The organism is Allobosea sp. LjRoot9, assembly GCF_964252745.1.
GTDB lineage: Bacteria > Pseudomonadota > Alphaproteobacteria > Rhizobiales > Beijerinckiaceae > Allobosea.
In genome coordinates, this window is the sequence record NZ_CAXUPC020000004.1 from 434,338 (window position 1) to 446,349 (window position 12,012).

Sequence of the window (12,012 nt, forward strand, 5' to 3'; positions counted from 1 at the left end):
ACTGGCTCGCACATCCGCGCCGTCATCCCGGACGCAGCGAAGCGGAGATCCGGGATCCATCGTAGAGTTCGGTGGCTTCCGATGGATCCCGGATCTCCGCGTCGCTGTGCGACTTGTCCGGGATGACGGTGAGGTTGTTCGGGCGGATCGAGCCTCGGAAAAAATAATCGTCTCCCTTTGAACCTTCCGGGCGTCCGCCGCGACCAATGCTCATGGAGGGCGAATGGTTCGCCCCCGACTGGACCTCGGGAGATACCATCATGACCAGCTTCAAGAAGACCGCGACCGCCGCTCTGGCCGCTCTCACCCTCTCCACCGCCATTCTGGCCGGCGCGGGCAGCGCCGAAGCCTATCCGCGCCATCGCGGCCATGGCTGGGGCGTCGGCGCCGGCATCGTCGGAGCGCTCGCCGTCGGCGGCCTGCTCGCGGCCTCCGCCAACCGCGCCTATGCCGAGCCCGTCTATGAAGAGGATGCTCCGGTGCGTCGCTGCGAGATGGTCGAGCGCGTCAACCGCTTCGGCGAGGTCGTCGGCTACCGCAAGGTCTGCTCGCTCTACTGAGTGGCAAGCATGGCCCGCATCGATCCGGCCCCTCGGTTCCCCCGAGGGGCCGGACGGCGTTTGGAGGGACAAGATGCGCTGCTAGAGCCGGATACGAAAAACCGGTGCCCACTTTTTCGCATCCTGCTCGAGAGCCGGATGATTTCAGATCGGATCACAGAGTGATCCGATCTGAAATCTGAATCCGTCTCTCATCCAAGAGTGAGAGCAGGATCAATGCGAAAAACCGGTGCCCACTTTTTCGCATCCTGCTCTACGGGGCGAGCCGGATGCCTTCGCTGCGCGCCTTTTCCGTCAGCAAGGCTGCGTCCTCCGGCAGGAGATAACGCTTCGCCACCAGCGCATCGGCTGCCGCCTTCACCGTTTCGGCATAGGCCTGCGGTGTCGGGTAGCGCTCTTCGATCGAGAGGCGCGGGTCGCCGGTATCGAGGCGCTCCTGCCTGGTGCGGGCGAAGGGCACGAAGCTGCCCTGGAAGATGCAGAAGCCGTCCTCGAAGCGGTCCTTCCGGAACAGGTTCCAGCCGGTATAGGTGCCGATTGGCACGGCGGTGACGACATTGTTGATGCCGGCGAGATCGATGCCATCGGCGTCGACCTGCGGCACCAGCACGCCATAGCTGCCGGCCTTCGTTCGCGGTGGTTCCACGCTGATGACGCCCATGCCGTCGGCGGCGTTGTAGCCCTTGCCGAAATCGAGCGGATGCAGCGGGTTGGTCGCGCCGAGATAGCGCAGGGCCGGGCGCACGACATTGCCATAGCTGTTGGCGGGGATCGCCGGGAAGCGGACGAGATCCGGCGTCACCAGCGTGCCGTCGGCGATGCGCGGCACGGCGGAAGGCGGTGGAGCGGTGCCATCCCGGACCCAGCCTGTCAGCGCGGTGAGCAAGGCGCGCATCGTCCAGTTATGCGGGTTGGGGTTGGCCTGCTGCTGGCATTGGCCGAACGGCGCAGCCGTCGGCAGTGGCAGGGGCGTCGGGCTGTGCTGGGTCGAGGCCATGATGTAGGTGCGGACATTGGCCGGATCGGGAATGTCGCGCAGGCCCAGCGGATCGGTCAGGCCGAGCGACTGGCGCGCCTCCCATATCTCCAGCGCCGTCGCGGCATGGAAGATCAGCGGGCAGGTGCCGTCCCTGCGGCAGCGGTCGAGAATGCCCTGCCGCCGCCCGGTCAGCGGATCCTGCACGCGGGCGTAGTTGAACGGGAAATCATAGGCCGGATAGAGATGGTCGATCTGCTGGCCCCAGGCGCGGCCCGGTTGGGCGAAGCGTAGCGAGAGCGGCATCAGCCCGCCGCCGATATGCGGCAGCGCCGCATCATAGGCCTTCCGGCCGGCCTCGTCCCGGTTGAAGCCGAGCTGCAGGAAGGAGCGGATGAAGCGGCCCGATTGCGAGGTGCCCATCACCATCGCCTTCTGGCCGCGCCGGCTGATCGGGTTGAGCGTGCCGGCCTCGTCGGCCCTGGCATCGCGCAGGAAGACGGCGAGGTCGCGTGCGGCAGCGTAGCCGAGGCCGAGCACGGTCGGATCCTTGGCGCGGTAGATCAGCTCGTAGAGACGCCCGGGCTGGAAACCGGCGGGCAGGCAGATAGCCTTGGCGTCGGGCTTGACCGTTCCGTCCGCGGCGCAACTGCCGAAGCTCCATTCGCTGTTGGGCAGGGGCACGCGCGGTGCATTCTCGCGGGCGCGCACCGTCAGCGTCGGCAGGAAGCCGTCGGGCAAGGGCGTGCGGTTGTCGGTGCTGACCGCCGGATAGGAATCATGCGTCATTCCGGTGAACCAGCCGCTCGACAGGTTCTGGGTCTTGGCAGCCTCCATCACCACGAATTCGGCGCGGACGAGGCCAGTGATGGGCGAGCCGTCCGGGTTCCTCGCTGCAGGCACCTGCATGGTCAGGCGGTTGTTGCCGGGCAGCAGATCGGCCTGCCAGCCGAACCAGACCATGCTGTAGCCCTGTCGCTGGAGGTAGCCGTCGCCGGGCTTGGCGAGCGCGTTCATCTCGGCGACCGTGCCGGTGTCGAGATTGAAAGGCTGGAGCAGGCCCTTATTGCCGCGGTTTAGGATGTTGAAGAGCAGGATGTTGTTGCCCTTGCTCTCGTCCTTCGGCCTGAGGATGTCGATGTCGGTCGTGTATTCGACCATGCCACGGGCATTGCGCGGGGCAAGCGCGAGGTCCTGGATGCGGGCATTGGCCGGGTTCTTCGGATCGACCTCGCCGAAGGCTTTGCCGGTGATGCGCTCATAGGTGCCGACGGCGCCGAAGGATTGGCCACCGAAGGCAGGTTCGGTCTTGGCGATCTCGATGCGGGTTATCTTGGCCTTTGCCGGTTGCGGGGCTGAAAGCGTGCAGGCAACCAGCATGGCTGCCGCGATAGAGCGACGGTTCATCTCGACTTCCTCCGGGATGCCGATCCTGGTTCAGCCGGATCGGTCGAAGTCCGAAGGTTAGGAGCGCATTGGCCGCACCGCAAATACCCTGATGCCGTAGGGCTTTGACCTCGCATCGGCTCGTCCCGGAAATCGGTTCCCGCTTTTCGGGCCGATGCTCCAAGATCTCCGCAGATGGGGCCTTCGGGACACGATCCCGGCCTCAGCTCGTCGCCTGACAGACAGCCTCGAGATTCCAGCCTTCAGGAGCGATGACGAAGGCGGCGTAGTAGCTTGGCCCATAATGCAGGCGCAGGCCGGGCGCGCCATTGTCGCGCCCGCCAGCCGAAAGCGCCGCAGCGTGGAAGGCATCCACTGCGATGCGCGTTGGCGCATTGAAGGCGAGGTGGAAACCCGGCCCGGGCGGGAAGGCTTGCGGCCGCAGTTTCAGCGCCAGCAGGTCGCCGCCGCCCGGCGGGCCATAACCGGCGCCATCCGGAGCTGTCCAGACGCGGATAAGCCCGAGCGGCCCAAGCGCCGCATCATAGAAGGCGATGGCGGTGCTGAGATCGCGGACGCCGAAGGAGAGATGGCCGAGCATGAAGCGCTCCCTGTTTCGGTAATCCTTGGTTTCGGTAGTCCTTGCCTCAAGCTTCCGTCAGCGCATGTCAGTGGTTTCCCGGCGAAAAGAAAAGGGCCGGCGAACCGGCCCTTTCAGACATTGCGTGACGGCTGGCCTCAGCCCTTCGCCACCGCGACCTTGCGCAGATAGTCGGTGACGATCTTGGTGATGCCGCGCGAGAGCAAATCGTCGAGCGCCGCGATGAATTCGTCGCATTGCTCGCGGGTGACGATCAGCGGCGGCTCCAGGCGGATGACGTTGCGGTTGTACTCGGTGAAGGCGACGAGCATATCGTAGTCCTTCAGCAGCAGTGCGCCGATGAAGCCGCAGAGCGAGCCTTTCAGCTTGTCGTCGAGCAATGCGACCATGTGCTTGAGGCCAAACGGCATGGTCTCGCTGATGTCGTTGAACTCGATGCCGATCATCAGGCCGCGCCCGCGGATCTCCTTGAGCAGGCTCGGATGTTTCGCGCGCAGGCCGTTGAGCTTCTCGATGAGATAGTCGCCCTGGCGCTGGGCGTTGCCCATGAGGTCTTCCTCATAGAGCACGTTCAGCGCCTCGATCGCCGAGATGCAGGCCTCGCCCATGCCGCCGAACGTCGCCTGGGCATGGATCAGCGCGGTCTTGGGTTTGCCATAGGCCTTCATGTAGATCTCGCGGCGGGCGATCATCGCGCCCATCGCCGCCTTGGAGCCGCCAAGCGCCTTGGCGAGTGCGGTCACGTCCGGCATCACGCCGTCGCGCTCGAAGGCGAAGAACTGGCCGGTGCGGCCGAGACCGCACTGGACCTCGTCGGCGACCCAGAGCACGCCATGCTTGTCGCAGAGCGCACGCAATTCGCGCCAGAAACCCTCCGGCGCCTCGACGATGCCGCCGCCGCCCTGGATCGTCTCCATCACGACGATGCCGATCGCGGGATCGCTTTCCAGGGCCTGGCGCACGGCTTCGATATCGCCGAAGGGCACCTTGACCCGGTTCTCGACCAGCTTGAACTGCGACTGGTACAGCGTGGAATCCGTGACCGAGAGCACGCCCTTGGTCTTGCCGTGGAAGGAGTTCGCCGCGTGCAGGATTTTCGAGCGCGCCGGTCCCTGCGCCTGTTCGGCGACTTTCAGCGCGGCCTCCATCGCCTCCGAGCCGGTCGAGCCGAGGAAGACCATGTCGAGGTCGCCGGGTGCGATCGTGGCGAGGTTGGCAGCGAGTGCCGAGGCGTATTGCGACATGAAGGCCATGCAGATCTCATGGCGGTTCTCGTCCTGGAATTTCTGCCGCGCCGCGACGATGCGCGGATGATTGTGGCCGAAGGCGACCGAGCAGAAGCCGCCGAAGAAATCGAGGATCTTGCGGCCGTCGCGGGTGATGTAATGCATGCCCTGGGCGCGATCGACGATGATCTTGTCGAAGCCGAGCAGTTTCAGGAAATGCACCTGACCGGGATTGACATGGGCGGTGAAGAGTTCGCGCACGGTCGTGGCGTCGAGTTGCTTGGCCTCCTCGACGCTGTAGAGCTTCGGGCGAGCAGGCGCAGCGTCGGTCTTGAAAGCGGGCATGCTCATGCTGCGAAGCTCCTCTGCGCCTGATTCCGGATGTCTTTGCTCTTGCGGTATTCGGTATAGGCGGCGAGCAGCATATCCTCGTCGCGGTGTTTGGGCATCCAGCCGAGCTCGCGCTTGGCCTTGGAGGTGTCGAGGATGCAGATCTCGTCGGCGATCATGTACTGCTCCGGGTCCATGATCGGCAGGTTGATCCAGTCGAGCGTGTTCAGCGTCAGCTTGACCAACCGCGCCGGCGTCGGCAGCAGGATCGATTTCGAGCCGGCATGCGTGATCAGATCGCCGAGCAGCTTCTTCACCGGCGGCGGATCGTCCGAGCCGAGATTATAGGCGCTGTTGGGGAAGCCGGCCTTCCAGGCGGCGACGCAAGCGCTGGCGCAGTCGAACACCGAGATGAACTGATAGGCGTTTTTACCCGAGCCGATCATCGGCACCGGCAGGTTCATGTCGATCAGCGTAAACAGCTTGACCAGGATGCCGAGCCGGCCCGGCCCGATGATCAGGCGCGGCCGGAAGATCGGGATCTGGAAGCCTTTTTCGCGATAGCTCTGTGCCAGCGTCTCGGTGGCGAGCTTGCTCTCGCCATATTCGCCGAGTGGCTTGGCGGGATGGGTCTCGTCCTGCGGCACGGTGACGGAATGGCCGTAGATCATATCCGTGGTGAAGTGGACGAGCTTGTTGGCGCCGTTCTTCTCCATCCAGGCCAGGATATTGGCGGTGCCATGATAGTTCACCGGCCAGAAGAAATCGTGACGCTCCTTGCGGGTCACGATTGGCGAAAGCATCTTGGCCGAGAGGTTGTAGACGAGGTCGTCCTTGGCGAGCGGGATGGCGTTCACGCTCTCGGCGCTGGTCACATCGATCTGCTGGAACGGCACCTTGGCGTAGTGCGCATGGCCGCTCTTGACGATGTCGGCGACCAGCACCTCCTCGCCCATGGCCGCGAGATCCGCCGCCAGATGCGAGCCGACGAAACCGTCTCCGCCGATGATGATATGTTTCATGGGTTCAGGTCTTCCGGCCTAAAGCATTTTCGAGCGAAGCTGATACCGGTTCGCGTAGAGAAAATTCGTTAAAACAATGGCTTAGAGAAATTGAGCGATCCAGCTGGATCGAAAATCGCTCTAAGGTCAGCGCGGCAGGCGCGGCAGGCGCGGCGGGGTGCGGACCGGCACCGGGACCGGCCGGAGCACGGGTTTCGGCTCCAGCAGCATGCCGAGACGAAGGAAGAGGCGTACGATCAGATCCATGTCGGTCCCTCAGCTCTGTGCGATGAAGATGGTGCCCAGCATGATCAGTCCGATGCCGGCGATGCGGACAGGGCTCAGATCCTCCTGGAAGAAGAAATGGGCGTAAACCGCGACCACGACGTAAGCGAGGCTCAGGAACGGATAGGCGTAGCTGATCTGAACCTTCGACAGCACGACGAGATGCGAGGCCATGCTGACCACGAAGGTGCATAGGCCGAAGAAGACGAAAGGGTTGAAGACGACGCGCAGGACCGTGGCGATCAGCCCGTCATGGCCGGGGTCGAGCTGGCCCAGGCCGGTCATGCCACGCTTGAGCATGAGCTGGGCGGCGGCGTTGGTCAGCACCGTGAACAGGATCAGGGGAATATAAGAGTTCATCGGGCGATCAGGTTTTCCGCGTGGTCGGTGGACCTCTGGATGATACGGAAATTACTTCAAATACCTTACGTTGCGGTCCTTACTTCCGCGTAACGTTAAGATGATCCTGCCGGAATCTCATAAAGTCGGAACGACTTCACTTCGTGCCGCAGCCGGTACTCGGGCGAGTGCAGGCTCTTGGCCCGCGGCTTGCTACCCAGGCCTCGGTTCGTCGATCCGTTCGACGCCGCTCGCCGCATGACCAAGACCGCCTGAAGCTGGCTCGATCGACATTTCAACGATGACATCTCCAAGGAGAATCCAGACCATGAAGCGCGAAGAACTCACCGAGAAGATCCTCGACATCAAGCGCGAGAAGGGCTGGAGCTGGAAATACATTACCGGGGAAATCGGCGGCATGTCGGAGGTGCTGATCGTCGGCGCGCTCCTAGGCCAGATGAAGCTGGTCAAGCCCTTGGCGGAGAGGGCTGCGACCCTGTTCGGCCTCACCGAGAACGAGAAGCGGATGCTCAACGAGGTGCCCTATCGCGGCACCGGCACGCCGATGCCACCGACCGACCCGCTGATCTATCGCTTCTACGAGATGGTGATGGTCAACGGCCCGGCCTGGAAGGCGCTGATCGAAGAGGAGTTCGGCGACGGCATCATGTCGGCGATCGACTTCAACATCGAGTTCGAGCGTGAGCCGAACCCGAAAGGCGACCGCGTCAAGATCGCGATGTCGGGCAAGTTCCTGCCGTATAAATATTACGGCAACGAGCAGGGCATTCCCGATTACGGTTTCAAGGAAGCGTAGCCTGCCGGTCCATGGCGTCGGGCAGCCGCAAAGAGTGTTGCTCGGGTCGCAAGCTGTGCGTCGCGATTTCTTCGACTGGTGCGCGACGTCGCTATAGCCGGTTCGACAGTGTCGTGGCTGGTTAGGCGCAGCAGGGGATGGCGTTTGGGAGTGTGCGAATATTGTTATAGTATAACATATCTAACATCATGAAAGCGCATGTAGTAATCGTATTGTCACATGCACTTCCTAACGGTCGCCGGCAGATATCGAACGGGTTCGAGCGGAGACGGGCATGCGCGCGCAAAAATGGCTGATGACGATCCTGGCGACAGGGCTTGCCGGGGCCACTCCCGCGCTGTCTCAGACGATCTATCCGATCAACCGGGCTGAGATCCTCGAGGGCTCGCGCTTCGATTTCAAGGTCGAGTTCCCGAACGCGCCGACCTCGGCCGATGTGAAGGTCACGATCAACGGCAAGCCCGCCGCCGATATCTTCGGCAAGCCGACGAGCTTCGTCCAGAACGAGGAAGGCCAGAAGCATTCGGCGCTGTGGCTGCGTGGCGCGACGCTGCCGGCCGGCAACTACGTCGTCGAGGCGACGCAAGGGGCGAACAAGGCGACGGTGAAATGGGAGGTCTTCGCGACGGCCCAGCCGCGCCGGGCCAAGAACGTCATCCTGTTCATCGGCGACGGCATGTCGGTGGCGCATCGCACCGCCGCGCGGATCATGTCCAAGGGCTGGGAAGAGGGCCGCTTCAATGGCGAGCTCGCCATCGACGACATGCCGAACATGGCGCTGATCTCGACCTCGGGCAGCGATTCCATCGTCACCGACAGCGCCAACAGCGCCCATGCCTACACCACCGGCCACAAGTCCTGCGTCAACGCGCTCGGCGTCTACTGCGCCAAGAACGCGCTGACGCTGGACCATCCCAAGGTCGAGACCATCTCGGAAGTGATCAAGCGCCGCAACAAGATGACGATTGGCGTCGTCACCAATGCCGAGATCGAGGATGCGACGCCCGCCGCCATGGTCGCCCATACCCGCCGACGCTCGGATTACAACGACATCGTCAAGATGTTCTACGATGTGAAGCCCGACGTGATCATGGGCGGCGGATCGCCGAACTTCCTGCCCAAGACGACGCCGGGCTCCAAGCGCACCGACGATCTCGACTTCATCGCCCAGTTCAAGGCGGCCGGCTACACGATCGCCACGACCAAGACCGAGATGAATGCGGCAGCCGCTGCCGGCACCAAGAAGCTGCTCGGCCTCTACAACACCAGCAATGTCGACGGCGCCTTCGATCTGCGCCTCGCCAAGAAGGGCAGCACCGCCAAGTTCCCCGACCAGCCCGACGTCGCCGAGCAGACCAAGGCCGCGATCGACATGCTGAAGGGCAATGAGGACGGCTTCTTCCTGATGGTCGAGTCCGGCCGCATCGACAAGTACAGCCACTCGCTGGATTGGGAGCGGGCCGTGTTCGACACGATCATGCTCGATAATGCCGTCAAGATCGCCAAGGATTTTGCCGGTGAGCGCAACGACACGCTGATCATCGTCGTGCCGGATCATACCCATGCGGTCTCGCTCGTCGGCACCTATGACGACGAGCGTCCGGGACAGCTCCTGCGCGACAAGCTTGGCACCTATGCCGACTCCAAGGCGCCGAATTACGGTCCGCTCGACGCCGATGGCTATCCGACCAACGTCAACACCTCGCGCCGTCTCGCTGTGGTCTTCGGCACCTATCCCGACACCTGCGATACCGGTCGCCCCTTCATGGATGGCGAGCGCGTTCCGGCGGTGAAGAGCGCCGACGGCAAGACCAATGTCGCCAACGAAGCCGATTGCACCGGACCGCTGGCGACGCGCAAAGCCGGCAACCTGCCCTTCGACGCGAATTCGGGCGTGCATTCGGGCGATGACGGCATCTTGACCGCGATGGGCCCGGGCGCCGAGAAATTCCGCGGCCACAAGCCCAACACCTATGTCTTCCGCGTGATGGCGGAGGCGCTGGCGCTGGGCGGCGAGTGAACCTGTCCTGATCCGAGGCGAATGGTCCGTGCAGCAACCGATCCTCCTCGCAAGACTATCCCGTCGCGGGCTCCTGCAGGGGCTCGCGGCGCTCGCGTTTTGCGAAGCCGCTTTCGCGGACGCGGCGGCGACGATCAGCTTCGACGGGCTCTACAAATCCTTCGGCGTGCTCGGCTTCCAGTTCTCGGATCGCGCCACGAGCCTGCGCGGGCAGGAGGTGCGCATGCTCGGTTACATGGCGCCGCCGCTGAAGCCCGAAAGCCATTTCTTCGTGCTGACGCGGGAGCCCCTGGCGATCTGCCCGTTCTGCCAGTCCGATGCCGACTGGCCGGTCGATATCGTCGTGGTCTTCATGAAGGCGGTGACGCCGATGGTCAGCGCCGGGCAGAAGGTCGCGGTTTCCGGCCGTCTCGAAATCGGTTCCGCGATCGATGCCGAGACCGGCTTCGTCAGCCAGATCAGGCTCGTCGATGCCAGCTTTCACGTCGCTTGACCGGCGGCCCGCGGCTGCGGCGCGGGTGCTGCAGCTGACCGGGGTCAGACTCGACCATCGCGGCGGCGATGGCCGGCCGTTCCGAGTGCTCGATCTCGCGGGTCTGACGATTCCAGCCGGCGCGCGGGTGGGGCTGCGCGGCGCCTCGGGCTCGGGCAAGACCTCGCTCCTGCATCTCGTTGCCGGGCTGATCCGGCCCGATGCCGGTTCGGTCAGCTGGGGCGATATGGTCGTCTCGGACCTGCCGGTCGGCGCCCGCGACCGTTGGCGCCAGGCGACGCTGGGCTTCGTCTTCCAGGATTTTCACCTGATCCCCGAGCTCGACGTCGCGGCGAACATCACCTTGCCACTGACCTTCTCGCAGTGGCGGATCGGACCGGCCGAGCATGAGCGGGCAGCGATGCTCGCCGCCCGGATGGGGCTGACCGATCTTCGGCGCAAGGCGGGCGTGCTGTCGCGCGGCGAACAGCAGCGCGTGGCGATCGCGCGCGCGGTTTTGCTGCAGCCCGCGTTGATCCTCGCTGACGAGCCAACGGCCAGCCTCGACGCTGCCCATGCCGCCGAGGTCGGAGCGCTCCTGGTTGAGGTCGCGACCGAAACCGGCGCCACCCTGATCTGCGCCTCGCATGACACGGCGCTGCTGGCGCGGATGGACCGGTGCATCGAGCTTGCGGCAGCGCCCATCGTGCCGGTCGAGAGCGCGGCATGAACCCGTTTCCGATGGTCTGGGCCGATATCCGGGCCCTGCGCTGGACGGCGCTGGCGATCATCGTTCTGGTGGCGCTTGCGGTCGCTGTCGGGGTGGCGATCGGGGCGCAGGAGCGGGCCTTGCGACGCAGTTCGGCTGCCGCGGCCGAGGATTTCGACCTGCTGATCGGCGCGCCGGGTAGCCAGACGCAATTGCTGATGTCGGCGGTCTATCTCCAGCCGGACGCGGTGCCGCTGATGGACGGGCGCTTGCTCAACGCGCTGGCACAGGATGAGCGTGTCGCCGCCGTCGCGCCCATCGCCTTCGGTGACGTCAGCAAGGGCTATGTGATCGTGGGCACCACGGCGGCCTTTGCCGGCCGCTGGGGGCGGCTCGCGCCGTCGCAGGGCCGGCTCTTCGCGAGGGAGGGCGAGGCGGTGCTGGGGGCCGATGTCAGCTATGGCCTCGGCGACAGGATCGCGCCGTCGCATGGCGTCTTCGGCGCAACCGCGCGTCCGGGCGTGGCGCATGAGGACGAGGCCGGGCATCGCCATGCCGGTCATGACTATGTCGCGGTCGGGCGCTTGCCGCGCCTCGGCTCGCCCTGGGACAGGGCGATCCTGGTGCCGGTCGAGAGCGTCTGGGAGATCCACGGCCTTGCCAATGGCCACGCCGTGGATGACGGGCGGATCGGGCTGCCCTTCGACGGGCCGCGGATCCCCGGCGTGCCGGCCCTTGTCGTCAAGCCGCGCAGCGTCGCCGGCGCCTATGCCTTGCGGGCGCAATATCGCCAGGGCGGCACGATGGCGTTCTTTCCCGCCGAGGTGCTGGTCACGCTCTACCGCGCGCTCGGTGATGTCCGCAGCGTCCTGGTCGCCGCCTCCTTCCTCAATGCGCTGCTGATCCTGGCGGCGGTCCTGCTGTTGCTGGTCGCGGTCGCGGGCCTGCGGCGGCGGCGCTATGCGATCCTGAGGGCGCTGGGGGCGCCGCGCGGCTATGTCCTGCTGGTCGTCTGGCTGGGCATGGCCGGGCTGATCGGCGCGGGCTGCGTCGCGGGCCTGCTGGCCGGCGCGGTGCTGACGACAGCGCTGTCGGGCGTCATCGCCGGGCAGACCGGGCTGCGGCTCGTCTTCGCGATCGAGAGCCAGGAGATCGCCTTCGTCGCGGCGCTGCTTCTCGTCGGCAGCGCGATCACGCTGGTGCCGGCGCTGATGTCCTATCGCGCTCCGGCGGTCGCCGGTTTGCGAGACTGAGCTGGTTTGCCCATACGCTGCTGTCGCGATCTGACAT

At 64.8% G+C, this 12,012-nt stretch carries 11 protein-coding genes and 1 pseudogene; 6 read left to right on the top strand and 6 right to left on the bottom strand.

The annotated features are described in order from the left end of the window. Positions 1-22: 22 nt before the first annotated feature. Entirely contained in the window at positions 23-262 is a 240-nt protein-coding gene (locus ACSQ3P_RS19340) for a hypothetical protein (RefSeq protein WP_436167116.1), read from the bottom strand. Between ACSQ3P_RS19340 and ACSQ3P_RS19345 the strand changes: the two genes are divergently transcribed. Continuing rightward, positions 261-560 carry a hypothetical protein gene (locus ACSQ3P_RS19345; RefSeq protein WP_148663624.1) on the top strand — a complete coding sequence of 100 codons (300 nt, stop codon included), beginning with the start codon at positions 261-263 and terminating at the stop codon, positions 558-560. The genes ACSQ3P_RS19340 and ACSQ3P_RS19345 overlap by 2 nt on opposite strands. Before the next feature lie 253 nt (positions 561-813). Here the strand turns inward: ACSQ3P_RS19345 and ACSQ3P_RS19350 are convergent, their stop codons facing one another. The 5 genes and pseudogenes from ACSQ3P_RS19350 to ACSQ3P_RS19370 form a co-directional block, all read right to left on the bottom strand. Beyond that, the gene (locus tag ACSQ3P_RS19350) at positions 814-2,943 is read right to left on the bottom strand and encodes an alpha/beta hydrolase domain-containing protein (protein WP_436167117.1); all 2,130 of its coding nucleotides are present in this window, start codon (positions 2,941-2,943) and stop codon (positions 814-816) included. A 202-nt stretch (positions 2,944-3,145) separates the two neighbouring features. Next, the gene (locus tag ACSQ3P_RS19355; protein WP_436167118.1) at positions 3,146-3,523 is read right to left on the bottom strand and encodes a VOC family protein; all 378 of its coding nucleotides are present in this window, start codon (positions 3,521-3,523) and stop codon (positions 3,146-3,148) included. Between the two features lie 137 nt (positions 3,524-3,660). After that, positions 3,661-5,100 carry an aspartate aminotransferase family protein gene (locus tag ACSQ3P_RS19360; protein WP_436167119.1) on the bottom strand — a complete coding sequence of 480 codons (1,440 nt, stop codon included), beginning with the start codon at positions 5,098-5,100 and terminating at the stop codon, positions 3,661-3,663. Further along, positions 5,097-6,101, bottom strand: coding sequence for an NAD-dependent epimerase/dehydratase family protein (locus tag ACSQ3P_RS19365; protein ID WP_436167120.1), 1,005 nt, complete (start codon positions 6,099-6,101; stop codon positions 5,097-5,099). Before ACSQ3P_RS19365 ends, ACSQ3P_RS19360 begins: the two co-directional genes overlap by 4 nt. 258 nt (positions 6,102-6,359) lie before the next feature. Beyond that, positions 6,360-6,725, bottom strand: a pseudogene (locus tag ACSQ3P_RS19370) (EamA family transporter); the annotation flags it as partial. Between the two features lie 307 nt (positions 6,726-7,032). Here ACSQ3P_RS19370 and cynS point away from each other — a divergent pair. The 5 genes from cynS (at position 7,033) to ACSQ3P_RS19395 (ending at position 11,975) form a co-directional block, all read left to right on the top strand. Continuing rightward, the gene (cynS, locus tag ACSQ3P_RS19375; RefSeq protein ID WP_436167121.1) at positions 7,033-7,521 is read left to right on the top strand and encodes a cyanase; all 489 of its coding nucleotides are present in this window, start codon (positions 7,033-7,035) and stop codon (positions 7,519-7,521) included. Between the two features lie 274 nt (positions 7,522-7,795). Further along, a complete protein-coding gene (locus ACSQ3P_RS19380) occupies positions 7,796-9,541 on the top strand; it encodes an alkaline phosphatase (RefSeq protein WP_436167122.1) in 1,746 nt (581 codons plus the stop codon). A gap of 28 nt (positions 9,542-9,569) precedes the next feature. Further along, positions 9,570-10,034: a hypothetical protein gene (locus ACSQ3P_RS19385; protein ID WP_436167123.1), complete on the top strand. Its 465-nt coding sequence runs from the start codon at positions 9,570-9,572 to the stop codon at positions 10,032-10,034. Beyond that, positions 10,012-10,743: an ABC transporter ATP-binding protein gene (locus ACSQ3P_RS19390; protein WP_436167124.1), complete on the top strand. Its 732-nt coding sequence runs from the start codon at positions 10,012-10,014 to the stop codon at positions 10,741-10,743. The genes ACSQ3P_RS19385 and ACSQ3P_RS19390 overlap by 23 nt, the downstream gene beginning before the upstream one ends. Next, positions 10,740-11,975, top strand: coding sequence for an FtsX-like permease family protein (locus ACSQ3P_RS19395; protein ID WP_436167125.1), 1,236 nt, complete (start codon positions 10,740-10,742; stop codon positions 11,973-11,975). Before ACSQ3P_RS19390 ends, ACSQ3P_RS19395 begins: the two co-directional genes overlap by 4 nt. Positions 11,976-12,012 lie beyond the last annotated feature (37 nt).